Annotated in this window: 20 protein-coding genes and 2 pseudogenes; 4 read left to right on the plus strand and 18 right to left on the minus strand. The window is 34.6% G+C overall.

Translation table 11 applies throughout. The annotated features are described in order from the left end of the window. Positions 1-29: 29 nt before the first annotated feature. The 8 genes and pseudogenes from ACYQ3D_RS03190 to recD2 form a co-directional block, all read right to left on the minus strand. Positions 30-650, minus strand: coding sequence for a YczE/YyaS/YitT family protein (locus tag ACYQ3D_RS03190; RefSeq protein WP_459836153.1), 621 nt, complete (start codon positions 648-650; stop codon positions 30-32). A gap of 89 nt (positions 651-739) precedes the next feature. Further along, a complete protein-coding gene (locus ACYQ3D_RS03195; protein WP_459836155.1) occupies positions 740-1,783 on the minus strand; it encodes a YeiH family protein in 1,044 nt (347 codons plus the stop codon). A gap of 237 nt (positions 1,784-2,020) precedes the next feature. After that, complete coding sequence (locus ACYQ3D_RS03200; RefSeq protein ID WP_459836157.1) at positions 2,021-3,409, minus strand: [Fe-Fe] hydrogenase large subunit C-terminal domain-containing protein; 1,389 nt, start codon at positions 3,407-3,409, stop codon at positions 2,021-2,023. A gap of 419 nt (positions 3,410-3,828) precedes the next feature. Next, positions 3,829-4,107, minus strand: a pseudogene (locus ACYQ3D_RS03205) (peptide-methionine (S)-S-oxide reductase MsrA); the annotation flags it as partial. 174 nt (positions 4,108-4,281) lie between these two features. Further along, the gene (locus ACYQ3D_RS03210; RefSeq protein WP_459836159.1) at positions 4,282-5,067 is read right to left on the minus strand and encodes a ZIP family metal transporter; all 786 of its coding nucleotides are present in this window, start codon (positions 5,065-5,067) and stop codon (positions 4,282-4,284) included. A 107-nt stretch (positions 5,068-5,174) separates the two neighbouring features. After that, on the minus strand, positions 5,175-9,404 hold the full coding sequence (locus ACYQ3D_RS03215) for an acyl-CoA dehydratase activase-related protein (protein ID WP_459836161.1): 4,230 nt from the start codon (positions 9,402-9,404) through the stop codon (positions 5,175-5,177). 184 nt (positions 9,405-9,588) lie between these two features. Then, a complete protein-coding gene (locus ACYQ3D_RS03220; RefSeq protein ID WP_459836163.1) occupies positions 9,589-9,792 on the minus strand; it encodes a cold shock domain-containing protein in 204 nt (67 codons plus the stop codon). Positions 9,793-9,974: 182 nt separating this feature from the next. Beyond that, positions 9,975-12,548, minus strand: coding sequence for an SF1B family DNA helicase RecD2 (recD2, locus tag ACYQ3D_RS03225; protein WP_459836165.1), 2,574 nt, complete (start codon positions 12,546-12,548; stop codon positions 9,975-9,977). A 329-nt stretch (positions 12,549-12,877) separates the two neighbouring features. Here recD2 and ACYQ3D_RS03230 point away from each other — a divergent pair, with 329 nt between their 5' ends. The 4 genes from ACYQ3D_RS03230 (at position 12,878) to ACYQ3D_RS03245 (ending at position 15,010) form a co-directional block, all read left to right on the plus strand. After that, on the plus strand, positions 12,878-13,117 hold the full coding sequence (locus ACYQ3D_RS03230; RefSeq protein WP_459836167.1) for a hypothetical protein: 240 nt from the start codon (positions 12,878-12,880) through the stop codon (positions 13,115-13,117). Positions 13,118-13,292: 175 nt separating this feature from the next. Continuing rightward, positions 13,293-14,087: a hypothetical protein gene (locus ACYQ3D_RS03235; protein WP_459836169.1), complete on the plus strand. Its 795-nt coding sequence runs from the start codon at positions 13,293-13,295 to the stop codon at positions 14,085-14,087. A gap of 121 nt (positions 14,088-14,208) precedes the next feature. After that, complete coding sequence (locus tag ACYQ3D_RS03240) at positions 14,209-14,349, plus strand: hypothetical protein (RefSeq protein ID WP_459836172.1); 141 nt, start codon at positions 14,209-14,211, stop codon at positions 14,347-14,349. Next, positions 14,282-15,010 (plus strand): hypothetical protein, encoded by a 729-nt coding sequence (locus ACYQ3D_RS03245; protein WP_459836174.1) that lies wholly within the window; start codon positions 14,282-14,284, stop codon positions 15,008-15,010. The genes ACYQ3D_RS03240 and ACYQ3D_RS03245 overlap by 68 nt, the downstream gene beginning before the upstream one ends. A 753-nt stretch (positions 15,011-15,763) precedes the next feature. Here the strand turns inward: ACYQ3D_RS03245 and ACYQ3D_RS03250 are convergent. From ACYQ3D_RS03250 to ACYQ3D_RS03295, 10 genes and pseudogenes are all read right to left on the minus strand, one after another. Beyond that, entirely contained in the window at positions 15,764-16,534 is a 771-nt protein-coding gene (locus tag ACYQ3D_RS03250; protein WP_459836177.1) for a DUF5714 domain-containing protein, read from the minus strand. A 57-nt stretch (positions 16,535-16,591) separates the two neighbouring features. After that, a pseudogene (gene recQ / locus ACYQ3D_RS03255) lies at positions 16,592-18,621 on the minus strand (DNA helicase RecQ). 189 nt (positions 18,622-18,810) lie between these two features. Then, positions 18,811-20,160 (minus strand): TrkH family potassium uptake protein, encoded by a 1,350-nt coding sequence (locus ACYQ3D_RS03260; protein WP_459836179.1) that lies wholly within the window; start codon positions 20,158-20,160, stop codon positions 18,811-18,813. Positions 20,161-20,203: 43 nt separating this feature from the next. Next, complete coding sequence (locus ACYQ3D_RS03265) at positions 20,204-20,851, minus strand: potassium channel family protein (RefSeq protein ID WP_459836181.1); 648 nt, start codon at positions 20,849-20,851, stop codon at positions 20,204-20,206. Between the two features lie 118 nt (positions 20,852-20,969). Next, positions 20,970-21,578 carry a PHP-associated domain-containing protein gene (locus tag ACYQ3D_RS03270; RefSeq protein WP_459836183.1) on the minus strand — a complete coding sequence of 203 codons (609 nt, stop codon included), beginning with the start codon at positions 21,576-21,578 and terminating at the stop codon, positions 20,970-20,972. 137 nt (positions 21,579-21,715) lie between these two features. Continuing rightward, positions 21,716-23,377 (minus strand): bifunctional diguanylate cyclase/phosphohydrolase, encoded by a 1,662-nt coding sequence (locus ACYQ3D_RS03275; protein WP_459836185.1) that lies wholly within the window; start codon positions 23,375-23,377, stop codon positions 21,716-21,718. A 69-nt stretch (positions 23,378-23,446) separates the two neighbouring features. Further along, positions 23,447-23,572 carry a cyclic lactone autoinducer peptide gene (locus ACYQ3D_RS03280; RefSeq protein WP_459836187.1) on the minus strand — a complete coding sequence of 42 codons (126 nt, stop codon included), beginning with the start codon at positions 23,570-23,572 and terminating at the stop codon, positions 23,447-23,449. Positions 23,573-23,635: 63 nt separating this feature from the next. Beyond that, a complete protein-coding gene (locus ACYQ3D_RS03285; protein WP_459836189.1) occupies positions 23,636-24,265 on the minus strand; it encodes an accessory gene regulator ArgB-like protein in 630 nt (209 codons plus the stop codon). Between the two features lie 7 nt (positions 24,266-24,272). Then, the gene (locus ACYQ3D_RS03290) at positions 24,273-24,719 is read right to left on the minus strand and encodes a hypothetical protein (protein ID WP_459836191.1); all 447 of its coding nucleotides are present in this window, start codon (positions 24,717-24,719) and stop codon (positions 24,273-24,275) included. 181 nt (positions 24,720-24,900) lie between these two features. Next, positions 24,901-26,904: an FAD-dependent oxidoreductase gene (locus ACYQ3D_RS03295; RefSeq protein WP_459836193.1), complete on the minus strand. Its 2,004-nt coding sequence runs from the start codon at positions 26,902-26,904 to the stop codon at positions 24,901-24,903. Positions 26,905-26,985 lie beyond the last annotated feature (81 nt).

A 26,985-nucleotide genomic window follows, 5' to 3' on the forward strand; every position in this document is an offset into this window, starting at 1 on the left:
CAAGCTGGAACTTCCTACAATTATTCTATCTAACTTGACTTATTACTAGCTGGTAGAGGAGAATTATTAAATAACTTATTCATCACTTGTAAAGAAAATTCCACTACTGGGCCAACTCCTAGAGCAGTACAAATAGTCCCAATTCCTACTGGACCACCTAATAAATAACCAATTGCTAAAGCTGTTAATTCAATCCCATTTCTAATCAGTCCTAACTGAAAATCCAACTTCTTATCCAAAGCCATCATTAGACTATCTCGGGGACCTGTTCCACATTGAGCTGAAATATAAGTCCCTGCCCCACTACCAAAGACTAAAATACCACCTAATAAATATAAAGAACGGAAGAATAATAATTCAGGTTCAGGAATTATAGGTACCAAAAAATCAATTAAAAAACCTACTATAATAATATTCATAACTGTTGCTAGGCTAGGTTTTACTCTAGCTACTACGAAACTAATTCCCACAACTACTACACCAGTTAGCTGTCCTGCTTGTCCTACTCGTAAAGGAAAATATTGAGTTAAACCAATATGAAATACTGTCCATGGTGAAGCTCCTAATTCAGCCTTAATAATCAATACAATACCTAAACTAACTACTATTTGACCTAGTAAAAAAAGCGACCAACTTCTTTCTTGATTCATTGTACATCGGCTCCTCTCACTTATAAACTTATTAACAACTTTCATTATAACAGTTAAAGATAAAAAAAGCCAGGCTCTAGATACCTGACTTAAATAATCAATAATACAGCTATTAAAGTAAAGACACTAACTGCTAACTCAGCTCCTAGACCTACGAAAAACGGCTTTAACCCTGTCTGTTTCATTTTAGAAAACTGAGTCCTAAATCCAACTCCTACAAAAGACAACATAAAGACCCATTTATAAAGGTGCTTAAAATTAGTAATCTGCTGACTACTAAAGAAACCTACAGTAGCTAATAAAGACATTAATAAAAAGCCTAATAAGAATTTAGGGAATCGCTCCCAGATAAATTTGCCCTTGTGTTCTACCTGCTCAGTAACACCTTGCTGGGCATAATAAAGAGCAAACCCTAAAACTACAACTCCCATTAAAGCATTCCGGGATAATTTGGTAATTGTAGCTATCTGGCCTGCCTGTTCAGAAAAAGCAAAACCAGTAGCTAATGACTCAGCTGTATTATCCACTGCTAAACCAGACCAAAAACCAAAGGCCTGATGAGATAAGCCAATTAACTCACCTAACAAAGGATATAAAAAAACCATTACTGCTCCAAAAATCAAAATAGTAGCAATTGCTAGACTGGCCTCTTCTTCATCAGCATCAATAGCCCCTGTTGCCCCAATAATAGCTGATACACCACAAACTCCAACTCCAATACCTAATAGACTACTTAGTTTATCACTCAAACCAAATTTAGCAGCCAACCACTTGACAGTAGCAACTGAAACAATAATTTCTAAAATCACTAACATGATTCCTACTAAACCTATCTGCAAGACATTCTGAAGTACTAACCTAGCCCCTAATAAAACAATCCCTAACTTCAACCATAATTCATAAGTATCAATTCCTGGTAGAAAAATCTCAGGCAGTTGAATAGTATTACTAATTATCATCCCTAATAAAATACAAATCAAGACATACTCAATATGAGGGATATAACCAGCTATTACCTTCGATAGATAACCTACGACAAATAATAATAGGACCCCTGGTAGCTTAGCTAACATTGACTTCAACTTCTTACTTACTGCTAGTCTCCCGGCTAATTCCTGTTCTTGAGTCGACATCAAAACCCTCCTTTACCACGGAATATTAGCTACTAAACCAGACTTAACTAATAAAGCCAAAACCAAAGCTAATCCTACAGCAAACCAATCAGTAGTAATTCCAATTTGTTCTAGTTTCACCCTTTCACCTCCATAAGTAATCATTATTTATACTAGTTTCAAATTATGAATTTGCTGTTGAATTATTGATCCAATAAAATATTCTCTACAATAAACTGTAGAGAATAAGTAAAAAACTTATCTAGTTAATAATTCAGCTATCCTAGTCTCTCCTGCTACTGCCTCTATATCATCTATCCCTAATTCTTCAAATATCTTAATCAGATTTAGATTATCAAATGGAGTCATAATTAAAGAATCCTCTCCGTAGTCGTTAACTAATTTAGTAGCTTGATCAACTTCAATATTAGTCCTAGGACCACCTACACATCCTCCTTCACAACCCATTCCTTCTATAAAGTTAGCTGTTATTTCTTCCCCCTTTGCTAAAGTATCCAGAATTTCTTTACACTCAACTACCCCGTCAACTCGTTGCGCATCAAATTTAATCAACCTCCGGGGAGCAATTCTATTAACTACTGTCTTAACTGAAAAACTGACCCCTCCAGTTCTAGCGTAGACGCGACCAGCAAAGGAAGCTTGGTCTTTCTGATCGGCAGGTAAATCAGCTAAACCTATCTCCACCGCCTTAAATATTTCCTCTAACTCCTGGTAAGTAAGAACAAAATCAATATCAGCAGCAAATTTTTCTTCCTTAGCTTCAGATTTTTTAGCTATACATGGGCCAATAAAGACAACCTTAGCCTCAGGATATAACTCCTTTAGTAGCCTACCTGAAGCAACCATTGGTGATAAAGAAGGTGACATATTAGCAAATAAATCAGGATAATTCTGCTTAACTAAATTAATCCAGACTGGACAACAGCAACTAGTTAAAAAGAAATCATCTTGTTCCTTAACTAAATCATTAAACTCAAAAGCCTCTTTAATAGTCAAAATATCAGCAAATAAAGCTACTTCTATCATATCCTTAAAACCTAATAACTTAAGAGCAGTTCTCAGTTGGCCCATAGTAACATCAGCTCCAAACTGGCCTACTATCGAAGGAGCTACTGTAGCATATACTTCAGTACTATCATCTTTTAGTTCCTCTAACAGTGGGACAAATTCTATCTTATCTGCTAAAGCACCAAAGGAACAACTAGTTACACAGTTACCACAACTTAAACACTTATTATTAACAATAAGTGGACCTTCAGTTCGCTGGTACATTTGAGCTTCATACTTACATGCTTCTTGACAATCACTTGTGCTAAATTGTCTACCACATTCTTCACAGACTCCTTCTATTTTAGTTACTACTGGCTCTTCTACTCGATCACGCTTGATTGCCTGAGTTACTTCATTGGAAAAAGTATCTTCAGCTGTAGAATCCAAACCTAAAGCTACTCTGATATGGTCTTTAATAAAAGAGATATCCTCTGTTTGATAGTTATATTTTTCCTTAATCTCCTGGGCCAACTGCTCCAAATTATGATTACTTAAATTCTCCTCCCAACCTCGCTTGACTAGTTCCCGAAAAATCTCCATTCTTTTCTTTTGAAAATCCTTAAATTTATTTAACATATTAGCTCACCTATAATAGTAGTTTCTATTATTGTAACCTAAATAGAGTTTATTTAATTCATCCAGACTAAAATTTAATAGAAACTATCTTTAACAAAAAATAAATTCAATTCATATTATATACAAAAAGGAGGTGGCAAAGATGCCTGGTGGTCATAAAGATATAGAGTTTATTGTTTTCTTAGTTTTAATCTTGTTACTATTAGGAAAGCATTAAAACTAAGCTTTAGTCCCAAAAACCACCTAAGGGGGGGTCATATGGGAGATTATGGAGACATCTATGATGATGGTGCTTATCTTGTCTTCTTAATTCTCATCTTATTACTATTAGGCACAGACTACAGTTAACAAATAACTAAAGAACAAGAAAATTGGAATTTTCCAATCTTCTTGTTCTTTCTAACCCTGATCTGAAGATGTTATATCTGACACTCTCCTGGATTCTTCTTTAAGTAGTCTTGATGATATTCTTCTGCTTCATAAAACTTACTAGCTGGTACTATCTCGGTAACAAGTGGCTTATTATATTTATCACTAGCAGCTAATTCCTGTTTGGATTCTATAGCTATTTTCTTCTGTTGCTCAGTATGATAAAAAATAGCTGATCTATATTGGCTGCCTACATCTGGCCCTTCTCGATTTAATGTAGTGGGATTGTAGTTCGTCAAACAATGCTTGCACACCCCAAAAACATCCAACGGCAAAAGTAGCTTGTTCCATGTTTTCCACTCCTTATCTATTTTAATTTGTGTTTCATCATTATATCATTGCCCTTTCTCTTTTTAAAATTCGCCAACAAAGAAATAGGAATTAATAAACTCCAATAACATTTCTTTAGATTTTAAAAAGACTTCCTTTTAAGGAAGTCTTTTTTATCCTAAAACATTATCTAAAAACATCATCACTACAAATCCTATTAAAATAGCATGAGTAGATAAATTAGAGGCCCTATCTTTTTGAGCTTCAGGAATAATTTCATTATTAATCACAAATAACATAGCCCCAGCTGCAAAAGCTAAAGCAAAAGGCAACAAAGGACGAGAAATCTGAACTAATCCAACTCCTAACACACCACCAATAGGCTCTACTAATCCACTTAATAAAGCAATCAAAAAAGCTTTCCAGACTTGTACCTTCTCCCGAACAAAAGGAATAGCTACCGCTAACCCTTCTGGTATATTTTGTAAACCAATAGCAATAGCCAAACTTAAACCACTATAAATATCCCCATCTCCAAATCCTACTCCGACAGCTAAACCCTCAGGAAAATTATGTATAGTTATTGCTACAGCAAATAACCAGACCTTTCTTAAATTAACATCTTCAGTAGTCGAAGCAGAATTAGATAACAAGTTAGTATCGGGGAAAAACTTATCTACAATATCCAAAAATCCACCTCCAACCAAAATTCCAAAAAGAGTTATAGTAGCTCCAGTAACTCCGCCCCCTCCTTTTTCAATGGCTGGAATGATCAAACTAAACGAAGTCGCAGCTAACATAACTCCAGCTGCAAAACCTAAAGAAGTATCTAATATTTTTTTAGAAATATTACGCGTAAAAAAGATAGGCAAAGCTCCTACACCTGTAGCTAAACCAGCTGCTAGACTAGCTAATAAACCTAGTAGAATAATATTTTGATTTGCTAGATCTAAAAACATTTTATCCCCCCCTTCACTCCATTCTATGTGGTAAAAAAAAATCTGTGACAAGGAAAATTAATATTCAAAAGAAGAGTGCTAGGGGACAGACGCAACTAAATTGTAAACTAATCTAATTTCTTAAATGCTACAGATAACATTAATTTAATCCGATTTAATTGATTTACCTCACTAGCTCCTGGATCATAATCAATTGGTTTAATATTAACATCTGAATAGGAATTCCTGATTTCCTTAATCATACCCTTCCCTATAATATGATTAGGCAAACAAGCAAATGGTTGCAGGCAGAGTATATTCTTAACTCCACTTTCAATTAATTCAACCATTTCTCCAGTTAGAAACCAACCTTCACCAGTATGATTACCTAACGAAAGATGATCTTTAGCTCCTTTAGCTAATTCATAAATTGATTTAGGCGCTGTGAAGCGATTACTCTTTTGCAAAGCCGCTTTCATATGACGCCTATAAAAAAACTCAAGTGCTTTAATACCTAGTTTCCCACCAATCATCTGCAACCAACTACCAGATAATTTCTGATACTTTTCTTGGGCATTGTAAAGTGGATAAAGAAAGAAATCAAATAAGTCAGGCACTACTACTTCTGCTCCCTCTGCTTCTAGAAAATCAACAAGATTATTATTAGCTGTTGGATGAAACTTGACTAAAATCTCTCCTACTAACCCCACTTTTGGTTTAACTAGATCTTGCTTTAAATCTAATTCAGCAAAGTCTTGTACTAGATTGCTAATGTTATTTTTAAACTCCCTTCTTCCGCCCTCAAGCAGTGAATTTTGACACTTAGTTACCCATGTTTGATACAAATCATTAGCCGAACCAGCTATTTGTTCATAAGGTCGTACTTTATATAATACCTTCATTAAAAGATCTCCATAAACCATTCCTTTAGCTAGATCATCCAGTAGGGAAATAGTAATATTAAACCCAGGATTTTCTTCTAAACCTAATCCATTTAACGAAATAACTGGTATATCTTCTAAGCCTGCATCCTGTAATGCTTTTCTAATAAAAGCAATATAGTTAGTAGCTCTACAGCCCCCTCCTGTTTGAGAAATAATTACTGATGTCTTATCTAAATCATACCTACCAGATTGTAAAGCCTTTAATAACTGACCAACCACTATAATGGAAGGGTAACAAGCATCATTGTTAACATACTTAAGACCTTGATCAATAGCTTCTTTATCTACTGCAGGTAATACTTTAAAATCATATCCTGCCTTTTGGAAAGCTGTCTCTAAAAATTGAAAATGAATTGGCGATAATTGAGGAGCTAAAATAGTATGTTCTTGCTTCATTTCTGTGGTAAAGATTACTCTCTCCCTAGGTTCTTCTACTTTCTGAGAGGTAAAGTCTTGTTTATCTCTTTCTTGCATAGCTGCTAATAAAGAACGAATTCTAATTCGGGCTGCTCCTAAATTACTAATCTCATCTATTTTTAATAAAGTATAAATTTTTTCATGACGTTGTAAAATCTCCTCTACCTGATCGATAGTTACAGCATCTAAACCACATCCAAAGGAGTTAAGTTGGATCAATTCTAAATTATCTTGCTGTGCTACATAAGTAGCTGCTGCATATAAACGTGAATGATAAACCCATTGATTTATAACTCGCAGTGGTCTTTCTATATCAGTCAGATGACAAATAGCATCCTCAGAAATTACAGGCAAGCCTAAAGAAGTAATCAGTTCGGGGATCCCATGGTTAATCTCTGGATCAAGATGATAAGGTCTGCCAGCTAATACAATTGCGGACTGATTAGTCTGCTCGAGATAATCTAATACTTCCTCTCCTTTCTGACGTACATCAGCTAGATAATTATTTAATTCTACGTAGGCCTTATCTACTGCTGCAACTAACTCAGAATAAGGGATTTCTTCTGCTGCTAATTCTGTAGCCAATCGACTGATTAATCTATCTCGATTATCTAAAGGTAAAAAGGGATGATAAAAAGTAATCTCTTCCTCTTTTATTTTTTCAATATTAGTACTTAAAGTCTCTGGATAAGAAGTAACTATTGGACAGTTATAGTTATTAGCTCCTGCTTGGTTTTCCTGGCTATTATAGGGAATACAAGGATAAAAAATCTTTTCTACTCCCTGGTTAATTAAATCCACAATATGACCATGGGCCAACTTAGCAGGATAGCAGACTGACTCGGAAGGAATAGTCTCCATCCCCTGCTTATAAAGCTCTTTCGAGGAAGGACTAGATAAAATCACCCGATAGCCTAATTCAGTAAAGAAAGTAAACCAAAAAGGATAATCCTCATACAGATTCAAAACTCGAGGTAGACCAATCCTACCTCTAGTAGCTGCCCTCATCTCTAAAGGTTGATAGCTAAATAAACGATTATACTTATACCGAAATAAGTTAGGTACTTCTTGCTCTTGGGCTTCAATTTCTGCTCCCTTGCTACACCGATTACCAGAGATAAATTGACGACTACCAGAGAATCGTTTAATAGTCAGCAGACAGTTATTACTACACTTACCACAGTGAGTTTGTGAGGTACTAACCTCAAATTCTGCTAATTCTTGAACAGTTAACAGACTTGATTGTTCTTTAATATCAGTTCGCTGGTGGGCAATTAAAGCTGCTCCAAAGGCCCCCATAATCCCAGCAATATCTGGGCGAAGAACTTCTTGATCTATTATCTGCTCTAATGCCCGCAAGACAGCATCATTATAAAAGGTACCCCCTTGAACAACAATATTAGTTCCTAATTCTTCACTATTTCTAAACCCAATCACTTTAAATAAAGCATTTTTAATCACAGAAATGGCTAACCCAGCGGAAATATCACTAATATTAGCCCCTTCCTTTTGCGCTTGTTTAACCTTAGAATTCATAAAAACAGTACAGCGACTCCCTAGATCAATTGGATTATCAGCTTCAACACCAAGTTGAGCAAATTCTGCTATATCCAACTGTAGAGACTGGGCAAAGGTTTCAATAAAGGAACCACACCCTGAAGAACAGGCTTCATTTAACATAATCGAATCAATAACACCATCTTTGATCTCCAGGCACTTCATATCTTGGCCCCCAATATCCAAAATGAAATCAACTTCAGATAAAAAAGACTGTGCTGCTTTATAGTGGGCTACTGTCTCTACTTCTCCAATATCTATCTTAAGGGCCGATTTAATTAATTGTTCTCCGTAACCAGTAACTGCTGAATTAGCAATCTCTATATCAGAACTCAACTCTTCATATAAGTTTTTAATAATTTTAATAGTAGAGCCTAAGGGATCCCCTTGGTTATTTCTATAATCAGAATATAACAATTTACCTGCCTTACTAATTAAAGCTAGTTTTGTTGTTGTAGATCCTACATCAAGCCCTAGATAAGCCGGCCCTTGATACTCTGCTAAGTCAGCTTTTTCTACTTCATACTGGGCATGTCGTTGTTTAAACTCCTTATATTCTTCTGTAGTAGCAAATAAAGGGGCCAACTTTTCTCTAGCAGAAACTTTGATTTTATGAATCCTAGGTAGCTTGTGATATAACTCTTGAGCCTGATAAATCTCTTCTTGTTGGTTCTCTAAAGCAGCACCTAAGGCCACAAAATATTGCGCTTGCTCAGGAAGCAATACTTGACTATCATCTAAATCAAGAGTCGCACTAAACCTTTCCCGTAATTGAGGAATAAAATGCAGGGGCCCACCTAATAATGCTATATCACCTCTAATTGGTCGCCCCTGGGCCAACCCACTAATCGTCTGGTTAACAACAGCTTGTAAAATAGAAAGAGCAATATCTTCTTGGGCCACTCCATCATTTAATAAAGATTGGACATCTGATTTAGCAAACACTCCACAACGAGAGGCAATAGGATACAGATTCTCTGCCTGTTTGGCTAATTCATTTAACCCAGCTATATCTGTCTGTAATAAAGAAGCCATCTGATCAATAAAAGCACCAGTGCCTCCAGCACAAGTACCATTCATTCTCTGCTCCACTGAGCCACCAAAGTAAGTAATTTTAGCATCCTCACCTCCCAATTCTACTGCTACATCTGTAGTAGGCAACATCTTTTTTACTGCATTAGTAGAAGCTATTACTTCTTGAATAAAGGGCACCTCTAATTTTTCAGAGATGCTGATCCCGCCTGAACCAGTAACTGTAATAGCAACTTGCTTATTGTGGAGGACTTCCTTAGCCTCCTGGAACATAGTAATGACAGTATTTTTTATATCAGAAAAGTGTCTAGTATATTTTTGATAGACAATCTCCTCCTGCTGATTGAGAATTAGCAACTTAACTGTCGTAGAACCAACATCAACCCCTAACCTGAGACTCTGACTCATCCTAATTCCTCCTCCTAGAATCACATATCATCTGCTTTTATTTATGACTATTCATCTGCTCACAAATAATTCATAAAAGGAATTAGGTTAAGAGCCAAATACATTTACAAGTTAAATCCTAGCTCCAAAAAAAGACAAAAGCCTCGGAAAAATTTCCGAGGCTAATACCCGCAATCTATATTAATTATAACTTAAAGACACTTTCAGCTTGAGGCCCACGATCGCCTTCAACTACTTCAAATTCTACCTCTTGGCCATCCTCTAAACTTTTAAAACCATTTTCTTTGATTGCAGAAAAATGAACAAACACGTCGTCTCCTTCTTCTCGCTCGATAAATCCATAACCCTTTTCTCCGTCAAACCATTTAACATTACCTTGTTCTTTCATTATTCAAATTCCTCCTACTAATAGTTTATCACTTACATAATACTATCAATTTACATATTAGACTAACATATATTTTTATAATTGTCAAAGAGTTTAGTTAATAACCATTAGCCAACTTCTGGTACCTAACTCATTTATTTGCTTAGGTAAAGGAGTTCTTAAATTAGCTCGAGTAAAATCTATTAATTTATTTGAGCTTGAATATAATCCTGCTTTTGTTGCTTAAAGTCAAGTCTATAACTCTTAATTAGATCTAACACAGTATTTCTAGTCTGATTAACTTCATTATTTAATGCCATATGAAAAGCTTGCGCTTGACCAACAAGATAAACTCTCTCCTGCCCTCTAGTCAATCCTGTATACAACAGATTTCTATTAAGCATGATATAATGAGAAGTAGACAAAATATAGATTACTACCGGATACTCAGAACCCTGCATTTTATGAGCAGAACAACAATAAGCTAAAGTAGTATATTTTAGAAAGTCCTGTTTAGGATAGGCTATAGTTCTCTCTTCTAAGCCATTATCTAATCTACAAACCACTACTTCTTCTGTTTCTTTGCTTCCTTCCCGAGAAAGTTCAGTATCTTCTTTAGCTTGCTCTTCAATTCCTAATACTTCTAAAGTATCACCATTAACAAGATCTAACTCTGTCAGATTCATTGTCTGCATTACTTTATCATGTTGTTTTATCTTTTTATATTTGGTATTAATCAAATAATCATTAGCATTAAATTCTTCTTGAATCAGTTCATTAATCGCATTAATTCCTACTACCCCATTGTATTGGGGACTAATAATTTGTAGATCAGTAAAGTCTACATTTTTCTCTTCTAATTCATAATTAACTAATTTCTTGATATAATCTAAGATTGCTTCATTTTTCTTTCTGACTGACCTAATATCTTGATAATCAATCGTACTCGGGTTAATCCCTTCTGCTATTTTATTACAAACAGTTGCTATATGACTATCACTAGCTTGTCTTTTAATCTCATCTAGCTCTACAAATAATCCGTCTAGCAAATTACTATTAATCAGATTAATAATATCTCTAAAGACATTACCAGGTTGGACAGGAGGTATCTGGGCCACATCCCCAATTAATACTAGAGTCTGATCCTGGTTTAATCTTTTCAATAACATATAAGCTACAGAAGTTGATAACATCCCTGCCTCATCAACCATAATCACATCATAATTACTAAATTCAAGATTATAACAAGCACTATGGATAGTATGAGCTTCTTTATCTGTTACTTCAATTATTCGTTTAGCAGCTTTACCTGTCGGGGCCAAATTCAAGACCTTATCCCCATTTTCGGTAAACATATTAATGATCCCTTTAGATACAGTAGATTTACCAGTTCCTGCTTTTCCGGTCAAGACTACTAACTTTTCTTCTAAACACTGCTCTAGTATCTCTCGTTGCTGATTAGCATAACTAAAACCTTGGTCTTGTTGTTGCTCTTTAATCAATTGTTTAATCTCTTCTTGGGCTAGATTAACAGTAGCAGGTCTAGAATTAATAGTCTGTAATTTCTGATAGATCTTAATCTCTTGTTCGTAGCTTTTTGTCGTAGCCACACATAGATTTTCTCGCTTAGCTACCAGGCTAAAATCCTGTCTGTTCTGCTTATCTAAAGGCTCTAAATCATCTTCATTAAACAAGACAAAATCTTTGCTAAAAGTTCTAGTAACTATTTCATCATCTTCTTTAATATTGTAGCTGATTTCTTCAAATTCATAATAAGCCTGCAAGACCTGATTAAAAGCCTGCTCTATCTCTAGCTCATCAGCGATAGTTTCTATTAATTCTTCTAGTCTAAAGTAAGTATGGCCTCCTGCTTTAGCTGATAAGTAATAAGTTAAAAAGCTATTAATCCGATAATTACTATCCTTAGCTAATCCTATCTCTTGGGCGATTTCATCTGCCTTTTTAAAACCAATCCCTCTTAATTCAGTAATCAAGTAAGGATTTTGCTGTAAGAGATTAATTAACTCTGTCCCATACTTTTCGTATAACTTAAAGATCATATTTTCAGTTATATCATACTTAACGGCAAATTTAATTACTTCTTTAATCTGCATCTTGGCTTGAAAAGACTCAATTATAGTAGCTGCTCTTTTATCACCAATGCCTGAGATACTAGTTAATCTTTCTGGCTCTTCTCTAAAGACATCTAAAGTATCCAAGCCAAACTTATCTACAATCTTAGTAGCAAAATGTTCACCAATTCCCTTAAAAAACTTAGAACTCAAAAAATGAATTAATGCTTTCCGATCAGAAAAAGGTAGTTCTTTACTTTGAGTTACATTAAAGTTTAGTCCATAATCATTTTTCTCAAAATAGCCCTTTAATTCTAGCTGAGTGCCGATAAAAACTGGGGAACTGGAAATACAAGTAAAGTCTTCTGCATACTGATCAGTATCTATCTTAAAGACATTAAAACCATCATCCTTATAAACTATACTAGTTACTTCGCCTGCTAAAATTTCTAAGTCTTCTTCACTAGCTCCTTGTTCTTCAATCTCAAGATTATTCCCAGTAACTCTAATTTCGTAATTTTTATATTTATCATTCCATTTTTTCTGGCCTGTTGTCTTAACTAGATTACCTGGTTCTATCTGTTCAGCAATCTCAGCCACTAAATTTCCTTTTAAAGTTACTTGTTCGTGATTATCTCTTATAATAGAGAAGATATAGAAATTATCTTGCTCATAATAAACTTTATTAATCCGTCCCTCAATCATCATCTACGCCTCCTATTAATAACCTACTTCTAAATCATATCTTAGTTAACTTGCTTAATCTTAGCTAAAGAACGTTTTCCATATTTTCTGAATTTAGTCAGTCCTACTCCTTTAATTTGAATCACTATTTTAATTTTGGTTAAACATTTTATATCTTCTCTACACGATTCTACTTTCCTGCAAAGACAAAATAATTATTGTCGTAATATAAAATTAATTTATAACATTAATGTATTACTAGTTTTAAAGCCGAACCAGTTAAATATACTCGGCCAGGCTTTTAAACCTATCTTCTGAATTTAGTTTAGACTCTACTAAGAGCAATGAAGATGGTGATTAAGATGTTAAGAAAGTATAATGTAGTCGCAATTCAAGTTCCGATTGTCTATAATGAGTTTGGCGATCATGACCCTGAGGGGTTAATGTATGCACTGGAGGAAAAAGAAACTGAAATTAAAAATGTAATTGATGAGCAAGGATTAGTCCCAAATGATTTAGTTGAGCCTTTAGTTTTAAGAGCAAACCAGGGAGATAAAGTAGAAATTAAATTTAAAGGGGCTCGATTATAAAGTTAGAACTGCCGATGGAGCTTTTGTCGGTCAAAATCCAGATACTACCGTAGACCCCGGTCAATCTATTATTTATGAATTCGAAGCTAATACCCAAGGAGCTTTCCAGTTTAGCGATTTAGGCAATTCATTAAGTTCAGAATTAGGCAGCAATCTCCATGGGCTGTTTGGGGGGTTGATAGTAGAACCGCCGGGGTCAACCTGGACAGATCCCCAAACCGGTGAACCACTAGCTAGTGGGGCGCTGGCTGATATTCACAATCCGCTGCTGCCTGATTTTAGAGAAGCAGTTATTCTATTTCACGATGAACCAGCCGTCAAGGCCGAAGACGGGTCTGCCCCGATAAATCCCAATACTGGATTAGAAGAATCTACTCACGCCATCAACTATCGGTCTGAACCAATGCGCAACCGACTTGAACTAATTGAAAATGAAGAAGATATCTGTCCGGAATGTTTCGGCGAGGAAGTTCACCATGATTCCTGGCCTTTTGGCGATCCCGCTCCTCCAATTCCCAGGGCTTATGTAGGCGATCCAGTTAGATTCCATGTTATCCACGGCGGTGTTAAAGAAACTCATGTGTTCCATCTTCACACTAACCAGTGGCTATCGGAAATCAACGATCTGCAGGCAGAAATAATTGATTCTTTTTCCATCAGTCCACAGCAAACAACCAGCTTTGATATTCTTTATGGAGCCGGCAGCTTACAGGGAGCTTACGGCGACTCTATTTTCCACTGCCATCTATATCCTCACTTTGGAGAAGGAATGTGGAGTATATTTAGAACTCATAATGTGCTAGAAACTGGGGAAGATAGATTTTATCCCGACGGTACACCAATTCCTGCTTTAGAACCACTACCGGATAGAGAGCCACCCCCCGGAACCTACTCCGGAAAAACCTGGGTTTCCTTTATTTATTCCTGGGGAAGTCAACCGCCGATCACCACAACCGCCGTTAGGTTTTGATCGAGACTTTAGTCCTACAGAACTAGAGACTAATGCCTTTGCTGATAACGCAATTCCCGGAGCTACGTTTGTTAATTCTTGTCCAGAAGACGCACCGGTAAGAAGGTATGATATAGTTGCTATGGAAATCCCGATTATCTATAATGATGAAGACTGGTATGATCCCCAAGGTAGATTATATGTCTTAGCTGAAGATGAAGAGGATATTCGCGCCGGCCGCAAAGAGCCAGAACCATTATTTATTCGGAACTTTAATTGTTGAACCAGAAGGAGCAAATTATCGTGATTCCTTTACAGGAGAATCTAACCCCACAGTCCAACAAGCTGATATAATTACTCCTTTCCGCCCTAATTTTAGAGAATTAGTACTTCTTCAGCATGATGGAGTTTTCCTCCTGACTGAAGATGGCGAGTTATTGCCTAGATTTTTCGTCGATTCTTTTGATGAAGCAGAAAGAATAGATTTAGATCCGGAAGATCAAGGCATGAAAGCATTTAATTTAAGAAGTGAACCCTTCCTTCATCGGATTCAGGAAAATCAAAATGTGAACCAAGTATTTAGTTCCCTAATTCACGGTGACCCAGCTACTCCTGTCTTTAACGTAAATACTGGTGATCCAATTACTATTCGGTTAGCAATGCCGGCCGACAAACGGCGAGCTCATAGCTTTTTGCTCCACAACCACCTTCAGCGACAACAGCAGCGAGATAATAATTCAGATATTATTGAAGTTCAGGGCACAGTAACCATCGGTAGAGAATACAATAAGCCAATGTTATCTGGCGCCGGCGGACTGTTAACCAGCCCGGGAGATTTCATGTATCGTTCTGGTCTAATCCGCTGGGATATTGAATCAGGAATGTGGGGTATAGTGAGAGTCCTACCTCGTCTAGAATCTAATCTGTTGACTTTAAATAAGTAGTCTTTTGACCAAATATTTTAAATCAAAAGAGCCCCCTTATTATGGGGGCTCAAACTGGTTACTTAGCTACTTTCTAATTGCTAGAAACTAGGAAAATGAAAATTTCAGAATATAATTCCAGATTTATCTTTGTTGACAGCTATAAGTCCCTTTTTTAATCGCCGCTACTAAATCTTCCCTACCTTAGCAGCTTCAATCAAATCTATTTCCTGGGCTATACTACAAGCAGATCTTTCTGCAGCATGGACGTGACGTGCAAATCTAATTTCATATAATCTTCCTTATATTCTTAACTGGATAATTGATTTTATTGGGGAATCTTTGTTCCGGTATATGTAAATTCAGTCCGATCCATATCTACATAGTTTGTACCTCGTCCTGTCTTTATATCACCTATTATATTACTACAATTAGAACAAATTAATTGATCATCTTTAACTTCACCATAGATTCTTCTGATCTTTTCTTCCCAGCATCTCAGTACTTTACCTTCACCTATTTTTTTATATTTTAAGACTTTATCTTTGCATCTAGCACATTTAATGGTTAGAATGTTATCCCTCCTTATCTTAGCCCACTAATAAATCCTCATTAATTATAACTAAGTTCCTGTTTATTATTTTAACTCATGATGTAAATCTACAACTAAAACTCGTTTCTTTTCTAACCATTCTACAGAATATCTTTTCCTGTTATTCCTAATTCTCTTAACTGGAAGTTGGCCCGGGAATTATATAACCTATTTAACTACTTTTAATTAAAATAAACACATCTTTTTCCTTTGCAACCATGAGGATGCCGGGTAGAAAAAGTACAACCACGAATCTGACTTACTGATAACTGCACCCCAAATTGTTCTTTTAATAACTCTACCCCTGTCTCTAGAGCAGTTCGTACACTCTGCTTACAACAACCAGGACCACCGGTATTAGCAATTGCTACTAAAGTAGCATTAGTAGCCCTCATAGCTAATGTCCGTTCTCTATCTTTAGCACAGGTAGCTTCATATAAAATACTAAATACAGCCCCTACTCCAGTACCTGCTCCACAGGAGCCATAATCAGCACAACTACAGCTAGGTATCTGTTTCATCCGCCTAATTCCTTCTTTAATATCTTTTTCTGTTACTTGTTTTTCTACGCCCTGAACTTTAAATTGGCCGTAGTTTTTTAAAGCTACCAGTAAGGCAGCACTAACTACTAAGTGATGAGCACTACCAAGAAAGGGCATATTAGGATGAGCCATCATTTTCTCAGCAAATTGCAAAGGATTTTTTACCTTAGAATTAAGAGCTGATTCCTCAATAAAATCATTTATCTCTTGGCCATGACAATCATCACAGACAAAGTGACCAGTAGAACAATATACAGAAGCAGATTTTTCCTCTTCACAATAAATGCACTCTTTTGTTTCCGGCTGAGAATTATAAATTAATTCCCCACCACAAACCATGCAATTTTCAGTTTGAAGATCTTTTGCTGAACAACAATTATTAGTTTCTGATTTACCACTACAACAACCCATATTATCTCCTCCCAATAATTAAAAACTATTTTAAAACAATACTTACCACTTGAAAAATCAGGAATCTATAGTTTCCTGATTGATAACTTTATAAAGCATAACCCTGATCTGAAAGTAACTAATTTCTTCTGGCAATGCTTCTTTGATTGGTTTTAATCTAGTATCCTTTCTATCTTTTATTTGTTCTACAATTAAACCTCGATGGTCATTAGAGACAAATACTTCTAAATCGACTTCTAATCCTTCCTTAGCTACTCGTAAAATATGTTTCTGAATAGTACCTAAGGCTAAATCTCTTAAACTAGCTATTTCTTCTAAATCATATCTTAGTTAACTTGCTTAATCTTAGCTAAAAAACGTTTTCCATATTTTCTGAATTTAGTCAGTCCTACTCCTTTAACTTGTAACATTTCCTTACCAGTAGTTGGTAACTTATCAACCATCTCTCGCAGGGCACTATCAGGAAAGATAATAAACGGGGGCACCCCTTCTTCAGTAGCTATCTCTTTTCTTAAGTCACGTAATATATCAAATAATTGATTGGTACTAGCAATCTGGTTACTTTCTTGGCCAACTTTACGCCAGACTTGCTCTTCTTGTTGTAATACAGGATAAGCTTTCTCAGTCAGTTTAACTGTTGCGTATTTTCCTGTAGTTAACTTAATATACTTTTCTGCTACTAGAAACTTAATCAGATTTTTAATTTCTTTAATTGTCTGATCTTGCATAACCCCATAAGTTGATAACTGATCAAGTCCTAACTCCAAAATCTGTTTAGCTTCTGAGCCGTGCAAGACCTTAGCTACTTTGGTAATCCCATATCTCTCTTCCAGGCGATAAATACAAGATAAAATCTTTTGGACTGCAATAGTTATATCTTCAGACCTGTTATCAATTGCACAGTTACTACAATTATCACACTTATCAGCTACGTTACTTTCCCCAAAATAAGCTAAGATATAGCCTCGCAAACACTGACTAGTATAACAATAATCAATCATCTGTTGTAATTTCTTATGCGCTAAAGCTTTCCGTTTGCTAGATAAATCAGACTGTTCAATGAAATACTTTGGTAGTCTAATGTCGCTAGGCGCAAATAATAATACACATTCGCTAGGCTCGCCATCTCGACCAGCTCGCCCTGCCTCTTGATAATAAGATTCTATATCTTGGGGCATATTATGATGGATCACATATCTTACATTTGATTTATCAATCCCCATCCCAAAAGCATTAGTTGCTACTACAATTTTAAGCCGATCATATAAAAAATCTTCTTGTGTCTCTTTTCTTAATTCTTTACTCAATCCAGCATGGTACTTCCCCACTGCAAAGCCTTTCTGCTGTAAAAATTCATACAGATTATCTACTTCTTTTCTCGTTCCGGCATAGATAATACCAGCTTCAGTACTATTTTCCGTTACATATTGAGCAATAAAATCACGTTTATCTTGGCCCTTAATTAATCTAAAGTTTAAATTGGCCCGATCAAAACTGGTAAGTACAGATTCTTCAATATCTAAGATTCTACTAATATCTTGTCTTACATCTGCAGTAGCTGTAGCAGTAAAAGCAGTCACTATTGGATCACTAGCTAATTCTTCTAAAAAATCAGAAATTCGGAGATAAGCTGGTCTAAAATCATGGCCCCACTGCGAAATACAATGGGCTTCATCAACTACTACTAAAGAAACTTGAATCGCATCTAATAAATTTAAAAATTGGTCCGAGTTTAATCTTTCTGGTGCTATATAAAGTAAGTCATAATCTCCATTTTTAACTTGTTTGAATCTAGACTTTATTTCTTGGGTAGTTAACGAACTATTAATAAAGGTCGCAGCAATGCCTACAGCCTGTAAAGAATCAATCTGATCCTTCATTAAGGAAATCAAAGGCGAGAAAACAATTGTAATCCCTGATAAACAAAGAGCAGGAATCTGAAAACAAATCGACTTTCCTCCTCCAGTAGGCATGACTCCTAAAGTATTCTTTTCCTCTAAGATACTAGTTATAATCTCTTCTTGACCAAGTAGAAATGATTGATAGCCAAAATAATCCTCTAAAATCCATTTTGGTTCTGTTAACATTTATTTTCCTCCAGTATAAAATTAGTTTAAAAATTAATTATTATTATAACATTAAATGAAGCCAATATTAAGAATGTCAGTTAAATAGTACACAAAATCCGAGCCATAGTTAGCTCGGATTAGAATCCACCTATCATTCTTTTACTTAAATCCTAAATTGTTAGCCTATAAGTGAACTAGAGGAAGCTATTAGCCCAGCATAATATCTTCCTCAGGATAACGATAATAACGAACTCGAGAGTTTATTTCTCCTAGTGAGATTAACAAAGTTAGTGGGCCAACTCTCCCTGCTACCATCATAACTATAATTACTAACCGACTTAGTTGACTCAAATCCCCGGTAATTCCTGTAGAAAGTCCTACTGTTCCAAAAGCTGAAACAACTTCAAATAAAATTTTAATAAACTTAGCATCTTCTATACTAGTTAATATTAAAGTAGCAAAAATAATCAAAGCTAGAGAAATAACGACTATAGCTATTGCTTTATCAACAATCTTGTTACCTAATCTTCTCTCCAGTAGAGTATAATCATCATCCTCAAGTAAAGCAGAAGAAACATTAGTCAATATAGCTCCAAAAGTAGTAGTCTTAATTCCACCTCCTGTAGAACAAGGGGAAGCACCGATAAACATCAATATAATAATAAAAAAGATAGTATTAATTCTTAATGCCCCAGTAGGTACAGTATTAAAACCTGCCGTTCGAGGAGTAACAGATAAAAAGAAAGAAGCAACTAACTTATTGCTTAACTCTAATCCTCCCATAGTTTGTGGGTTATTAAATTCAAAAATAAATACTACTCCAGTACCTAGCAAAAGAAGAAAGATAGTTATATAAATAACCACTTTACTATGTAAAGATAAAATTATAATTGATTGATCATTATTAAACTTATTCCATAACTCCTTAGTAACTGTAAACCCAAGTCCTCCAATGATAATAAGAAATGCAATGATAAGATTGATTCCTATATCAGTAGTAAAACTTTCTAAGCTATTACCAAAAAGATCAAATCCAGCATTACAAAAAGCAGAAATAGAATGAAAAATTGAAAACCAAGCAGCTCTCAAATTATCCATTTGTCGATTTAAATTTAAAAATAATAACAAACCTCCAATAAACTCAACTCCTAAAGCAAGACCGATAACATATTTAGCTAATTGGACAAGTCCAGAATAATTAAGATTACCAATATCCTCTTTAATCAAAATTCTACTACTAAAGGTTATATTTTTTCCCAGCAATATGAAACCTAAAGTAGAAAAAGTCATAAACCCCAAACCACCAATTTGGATTAAAATCAAGATAATAACCTGCCCAAATGTTGTCCAATAAGTTGCTGTATTAACTACTATTAAACCAGTTACACAGACAGCAGAAGCAGATGTGAAAAGGGCCTCAATAATACCAGCAGATCCAGAATTCTGAGTAGCTATAGGAAGAGAAAGAAGAACAGTTCCTCCTAGTATAACTATAAGATAACCAAGGAGAATAATCCTTGGGGGAGTAATTTTAATAGGTAGACTATTAGTTTTCAATTGTCATCAACTCCTACATCAGTCTTAAATAGCACTCAGACCTTTATTTGAGTTTATCTAATTGTTCATTTTCACCTAAAACAACTAATACATCTTTTTTATGAATTACATCTTCTCCTCCAGGAGAAAGATTAATATTATCTCCTCTACGAATTGCTATCACATTAACATTAAATCTTGATCGTAAATTAGTCTCTTTCAGAGATTTATTAATCATAAAATCTGGAGCATTAATTTCTACTATACTATGATCAGAAGTGAAATGGATATGATCAATTACATTAATGTTAGCAGAAATTAAATGTTGGGTAATCTTTTCTCCCATCTCTCTCTCGGGAAATACTACTTTATCGGCCCCTGATCCTTTCAAAACTTTAGCATGCATATCTGTTCCTGCTCTTGCTACTACTTCAGAAACCCCAAGTTCTTTCAAAAGCAAAGTTGAAAGAATACTAGAAAGAAGGTCGTCTCGCATAGTAATAATCCCAACATCAAAATTACTCACTCCTAATGACTCTAAAACATTACGATCAGAAGCATCCGCTTGTACAACATGAGTAATTTTATCTTTAAACTTTTTTACCTTTTCCTCTTCTTTATCAATAGCAACTACCTCATAATTTTCTTGCATTAAACTTTTAACAATACTGGTACCAAAATGACCTAGACCAATCACTAAATACTGTTTCATAAAAGTTTCCTCCTTACAATAAGTATATTGCCTTATTCAAATCAAAACTAACAAAAGTTTCAAAAAACATTTACAAATAAATATATTAAAAGTTAGTTACTCTTATGCATTTTATTATTTATTTCTTATTCAATCTTTGCTGACAGCTATAAGCTCCTTGCTTTATTGCTGTTACTAAGTCTTGATCACTAGTAACTTGTTGTTCAAACTGGTTATAAAAAACTCCTACATCTTGATCATCATGGGCATCAGAGTTATAAATCGCCTGACTTGCTAAAGACTTAATTAAGGAGCGACGTTGCTCTGTTTTTCCATCGATTATATTTGTAGAATATACCTCTATTGCATCAGGTACAAATTGATCCAGATCAACATTCACATAATCTTTATAGCGATAAGGATGAGCTAAGACAATAGTGCCTTCTTCTTGGCGCACAAAGTTATATAATTCAGGATAAGTCCAATCATCTGCCTCTAAAATAGGATCATGAATCCCATAAACTAAAAAGTCTTGGCCTTTAATCCTAATCTCAATACCACCAAATATTCTAAAGGATGGGTATTCTTGATTCAATTTTGCTAATTTATCTTGAGCAATTAATTTATGATGATCTGTAAAAGCTAAACCATCTAATCCATAATCAATAGCAGCTTCAATTAAATCTATTTCTGGAGCTATGCTACAAGCAGATCTTTCTGCAGCATGGACGTGCAAATCTAATTTCATACTATCCCTCTTTTCTAACCTAAAATCTCAACCTTTACTTTGATTATAACATTAAACTATAGTAATATTAAATAGTCTAACTTGATAAAATAAAAATTCCGAGCCGCAGTTGGACCGGAGCAAATAAACTATAAAAACTAAGTTAATAAAATATTCTCATCTGCTACTTTGATAAAAAATTTAACGAGATGAGGATCATACTGCTCATTTGCTCCTTCTTTTAATTCCTTAAGAGCTTTTTCTTTACTTAAAGCTGGACTATATGGTCTTTTGCTGGTCATTGCATCAAAACTATCTATAATCCGTAATACTCTAGCATAAAATGGAATATCGCTTCCTTTTAATCCTTCGGGATAACCTGTTCCATCAAAATTTTCATGGTGATAACGAGCCATTGCCAGAATATCTGGAGAAGATTTTAGGGGACTAAGAATTTGTGCTCCCGTCTCAGGATGTTGTTTGATTGTTTCCCATTCAGATTGATCTAGTCTATCTGGCTTCATTAAAATATCTCGTCCAACTTCAATTTTTCCTATATCATGGAGAAAAGCCCCATAAGTTAATTTCTTCTTTTCTTCTGATGACAACTCTAATGCTTCAGCAAATTTCTTGACATAATCTGCTACACGTTCTGAATGTCCATAAGTATATCTATCTTTAGCATTAATTATATTTAATAAAGTTCGTACTGAATCAAACAACTCTTCTTCTGAGTTCTCATTTTCAGCTGCTAGTTCATTTAAAACCTGATGATAAATTTTAACCTGATCCTTTTGAGTTGTTTTAACCTGGTATAAAGCATAATCAGCCATATCAATCAATTCTTTCTTGGTTTGAGCCTGCTGAGGAAAAGAAGCTATACCTAAAGAAAAAGTAAGGGATTCTTCTAAAAATTCCTCATAAGGGATGGTTAAGTTATCTTGAATCTTATTTTTAATTTGATTAACTTTCTTACAAGCAACTTGTTGTTGATAATCAAAAAATAGAAAAGCAAACTCATCTCCGCCACACCGAGCAAAAAAAACATCTTCTTCTATCTGTGCTTGAACTAAATTCGCTACGCTTTTTAGTAGCTCATCCCCTTTTTGATGGCCTAGTGCATCATTAAAATGCTTAAAGTTATCTAAATCCAGTAATGCTAAACTTAACGACACTTGCTTTTCTTTAGCTTTATTAAGCCACTGATTTAATGTCTGTTGAAAGTTAGCATGATTTGGTAATCCAGTCAAACTATCTGTAATAGCCATTTTCTCCAGATGTTTTTGCATTCTACGTTCTAAATCTATAAATCCACCAATTAACCAAGCAATCCAGAAGAATAAAATAATAAATATTATATCATAATCTAAATAAGAAAAGTCTTGTAAAGAATAACTTAGTACCACTAAATTCAAAGTAGAATAACCTGCTGTCAATAAACCAAATCTTTGCCCATAATTGACTGTAGCTAAAATAATTGGACTTAAATAATAGACTTTTAAAAAATGTTTATTAAAAGCTACACTATTATAAATTGCAAAGGAAATAACAGTGATAAATATACTAAATATAAAATAATCTTTCTTTGTCGGAAAATCAAGTATAGTCTTATTACTGATATATCTGGAGACTAAATATGTAAATAAAAAAAATAATGAAACAAGAAAAAAATTATATACTATAATACTAGAATTATTAAATACAATAAACTTTACAAATATTAATCCCAGCAATAATAAAGACAAAATATAACTAAAGGCAACATAATCTGTTAGTTTATTCTGTCTCATTTCCCTCAAGTTGACATATTGATCATCCAATACTATATCCCTCCATAAAGTCAAGTAAAGAGGCAACTTTTAGCTGCCTCTTTACTTGATCTCTAAAATTTACTCTTCTGGTAATTCAGGTTGGTAAAGTCCTGCAGTACAGGCTGAAACAATTCCTGTTGAAGCAACTGCTAATAGAACAGCAGCTATTCCACTTACTAAAAATTTCTTTATTAATTTCTTCATTACTAACACCTCCCTATAAATATTATAATATTTATATAAATTGATTAAAAACTAATATATTTTCTAGATTAATTCAGCTTTAATCTGATAATAAAAATCAAGCAATTTATAAGCCAAAGGATTAATTGTTACTGCTTGAAATAACAATCCTAAAATTATACTTACATTAACCAAAACAAATCTATCTTGATAAAGATAAAATGAAAGAAATACCATAGTTAACAAAAGAATAGCAAGTACTAAAGAAATCAATCTTAGCTTTCTTCTGTGTCTCTTATCCTTGATAGGCTTTTCTGCAACTTCAGCTGGACTCCATAACAGCAATGAACTGATTATGTAAAGAGAACTAACAACCAATACTAATAACCAATGATCATAAACTACTTCTTTAATCTCCAGGCTAATTAAACCTAATAAATTAATAATAACAGCACCAAAGGAAGCACACTCCCAGACACTTTTCAAATGAATTCCGCCGGAAACTACTTTTAAGATTGCACTTGTAAATAAAATAAATACTACAGGTTTGAAAATACCTAATAACCAAGCTAAAATAAGAGAAAAAGAAAGTGATATAACTGTCGAAATCAATATTTCAATCCCAAATCTAATTCTATCTTCTTTCTTAGCAGTTAAATTTAATTCTTGTCCAATATAGCTACTTAACTCTTGAACTGTCTCTTCATAACTCATACCTTGATTACTCCTTCTTCTGTCTTATCTGCAAAATAATATAACCTACTAAAAATAATAGAATAATCTGCGGCATCATAGCGATTGTTTTCCATAATTGATTTTCTATAATTACCTCTATTGGTTTATCAATGATATGAACTAAAATATTCATAGTCAGTATCTCAAATATTGATAATAAAATAATAGTTTTTAGAATAGATACAAAAGATTCTAAGACTCTTCTCTTATAAAAGAAAGTTAACAATATTGTATAAGAAATAAGAGAAAGTATAGTATGAAAGCCAAAAGTAATAGGAAGACTTCTAAAAAAATACACCATTAGTCCTTGGATTAATCCAATAAAAACTACTCTGCGATCAATTGTCACCTTCAGAAATACTACAGCAGAAAAAACAAGTGCTATTGACTCAGGAATTGATTGTAAGAATAATGAGATTAGCTCTTGGTACATTTAATTTGCTCCTTTATTTTAAAATAATTTTATTAGATCAATTAATTATTTAGCCCATTCACTTTGGATTATTCTATATAAATGAAATCATTCCTGCAATGAATAAAAAAAGAGGCCCATATAAAAAAATACCGGGCCAACTTCCCCGCCCGGTATAAAATCTATTGCTCTTCAGTTTGCACTATATATGTCGTGCTACTTCATAAGCATCCCAGATAGTAGCCATTATATTCTCTGCTTTTAGAGCATCACCAATTAAGTGTAGATTAGCAATATCAGACTTAAGTTCCCGATACAGTTCTTTCTTAGAATCAAGTCCACAGGCTAGAACAATAGTCTGGGCCTTAAGACTTTCTTGCTTAAAGGAATCATCTATTACTACAGCTCCTTGATCTGTTACTTCAAATAAAGATTTATTGGTAATAATATCTACACTACTATTAGCTAATAAATCAAGTAGCATTTCTTTATTAGCATGAGGAACCTTAATTCCCGATTGCATTAAACCATCTTTTTGTTCTATAACCATTACATCTTTACCTTGCTTACTTAAAGCCAGGGCAGTTTCACAGCCGACTAGTCCGCCACCTATAATAGCTATTGGTTCTGCTAATTCGGTTTCCTCTACTAATGCTTCAGTTGCTGTAATGACTTTTTCTTTTTCTATCCCTGGAATATCTGGTTTTATATACTCTGATCCATTAGCTACAATTACTTCATCAGCTTTATCTTCTAATTCATCTTCTGCAGTAATCTCTTGATTTAAGTTAATCTCTACATCCAATTTATCCAATTGAGTTTCATACCAGTCTAACAGTCTATGTTCAGACTCCTTAAATTCCATAGCACTAGCAGCTATTACATGACCACCTAATTGCTTATTCTGTTCATAAAGTGTTACCTGATGGCCTTTAGAGGCACAAACCCGAGCTGCTTCCAGTCCTGCTAATCCACCTCCAATAATAGCTACATCTTTTGTTTCCTTTGTTTGCGGAATATCATATTCTCTTTCTCGACCACAAGCAGGATTTACAGCACAAGATAGTGGTTTACCAGCAAAAATCCGACTTAAACAACCATCATGACAAGCAATACAAGGCCGAATATCTTCAGTTTGATCAGTCCTTACCTTAATAGGCCATTCTGGATCAGCAAGTAAACCCCGACCAAGAGCAACCATATCTAAAGCTTCACCATCTGCAATAGCTTCTGTTGCTAACTCTGGATCATCCATTCTACCAGCAATTATAAGCGGGACATCTACTTTATCTTTAAGTTGTTTAGTCAAATCTAGATAGCAACCATAATCTTGATAAATCGGTGGATGAGCCCAGTACCAAGCATCATAAGAGCCAGCATCAGCAGTAAAGGCATCATAACCAGCTTCTTCAAGTATCTGAGCCGCTCTAAGTCCTTCTTCTACATCGCGTCCTTTCTCTTCAAATTCTTCGTCAGGTAATCCACCTTGATTCCAATCTTTGATATAATTTTTAATACTATATCTAAGTTGAACCGGAAAATCATCACCTAAATTATCTTTTATATTGTGTACAACTTCACTAGGAAATCTTAATCTGTTCTTCAACTCTCCTCCATATTTATCTGTTCGATTATTAAATAAATCGATGGTAAATTGATCTAATAAATATCCTTCATGAACAGCATGAATCTCAACTCCATCAAAACCAGCTTCTTTAGCAATTTCAGCCCCTTGCACTGTCTTCTCCACTAAAGTTTCTACTTCTGTAGTAGTCAATTCTCGACAAGTCACATCCGGCTCCCAATAATTAGGAACTGCAGAAGGTGCTACTGGTTTTGTTTCTAAAATATGAGGGGCAGCCACTCTTCCTAAGCCAAGCGTTAATTGCAAAAATATTTTTGCACCATGAGCATGAACTTGTTCCGTCATTTCAGAAGCTGTCTTAATGAATCGAGCAGGATTGGCAGAAACAACAGGAAAAATCCCTGGTTTTAATTCTTCTATCTCATTTTCTACTTTGGTAATACTAGTGATTATTAAACCTGTTCCACCTTTAGCTCTTTCTATATAATAATCTCTAGCTCGTTTAGTAAAACACCCATCCTGGGTAACTAAGCCTCCTATGCCCATCGGTGCCATAGCTATTCTATTCTCCACTTCCACTGAGCCAATTTCAATAGGTGCAAATAACTTTGAATTATTCATCTTTAGCCTCCTCTAGTTTACTTTGTTATGATCATAACAAAGTATTACGTCATTGTAAATATATAACAGGTAGTTGCTTTG

The sequence above is a fragment of the Halanaerobaculum tunisiense genome (assembly GCF_054657635.1).

Coding starts and splice junctions, on each gene's coding strand:
- ACYQ3D_RS03230 (WP_459836167.1), top strand. CDS start 12,878: ATGGTGATTAAGATGTTAAGAAAGTATAATGTAGTCGCAATTCAAGTT.
- ACYQ3D_RS03245 (WP_459836174.1), top strand. CDS start 14,282: ATGAAGAGGATATTCGCGCCGGCCGCAAAGAGCCAGAACCATTATTTA.
- ACYQ3D_RS03190 (WP_459836153.1), bottom strand. CDS start 650: ATGAATCAAGAAAGAAGTTGGTCGCTTTTTTTACTAGGTCAAATAGTA.
- ACYQ3D_RS03280 (WP_459836187.1), bottom strand. CDS start 23,572: ATGAAGAAATTAATAAAGAAATTTTTAGTAAGTGGAATAGCTGCTGTT.
- ACYQ3D_RS03295 (WP_459836193.1), bottom strand. CDS start 26,904: ATGAATAATTCAAAGTTATTTGCACCTATTGAAATTGGCTCAGTGGAA.
- ACYQ3D_RS03270 (WP_459836183.1), bottom strand. CDS start 21,578: ATGAAATTAGATTTGCACGTCCATGCTGCAGAAAGATCTGCTTGTAGC.
- ACYQ3D_RS03265 (WP_459836181.1), bottom strand. CDS start 20,851: ATGAAACAGTATTTAGTGATTGGTCTAGGTCATTTTGGTACCAGTATT.
- recD2 (WP_459836165.1), bottom strand. CDS start 12,548: ATGATTGAGGGACGGATTAATAAAGTTTATTATGAGCAAGATAATTTC.
- ACYQ3D_RS03240 (WP_459836172.1), top strand. CDS start 14,209: ATGGAAATCCCGATTATCTATAATGATGAAGACTGGTATGATCCCCAA.
- ACYQ3D_RS03250 (WP_459836177.1), bottom strand. CDS start 16,534: ATGGGTTGTTGTAGTGGTAAATCAGAAACTAATAATTGTTGTTCAGCA.
- ACYQ3D_RS03215 (WP_459836161.1), bottom strand. CDS start 9,404: ATGAGTCAGAGTCTCAGGTTAGGGGTTGATGTTGGTTCTACGACAGTT.
- ACYQ3D_RS03285 (WP_459836189.1), bottom strand. CDS start 24,265: ATGAGTTATGAAGAGACAGTTCAAGAGTTAAGTAGCTATATTGGACAA.
- ACYQ3D_RS03210 (WP_459836159.1), bottom strand. CDS start 5,067: ATGTTTTTAGATCTAGCAAATCAAAATATTATTCTACTAGGTTTATTA.
- ACYQ3D_RS03220 (WP_459836163.1), bottom strand. CDS start 9,792: ATGAAAGAACAAGGTAATGTTAAATGGTTTGACGGAGAAAAGGGTTAT.
- ACYQ3D_RS03195 (WP_459836155.1), bottom strand. CDS start 1,783: ATGTCGACTCAAGAACAGGAATTAGCCGGGAGACTAGCAGTAAGTAAG.
- ACYQ3D_RS03200 (WP_459836157.1), bottom strand. CDS start 3,409: ATGTTAAATAAATTTAAGGATTTTCAAAAGAAAAGAATGGAGATTTTT.
- ACYQ3D_RS03290 (WP_459836191.1), bottom strand. CDS start 24,719: ATGTACCAAGAGCTAATCTCATTATTCTTACAATCAATTCCTGAGTCA.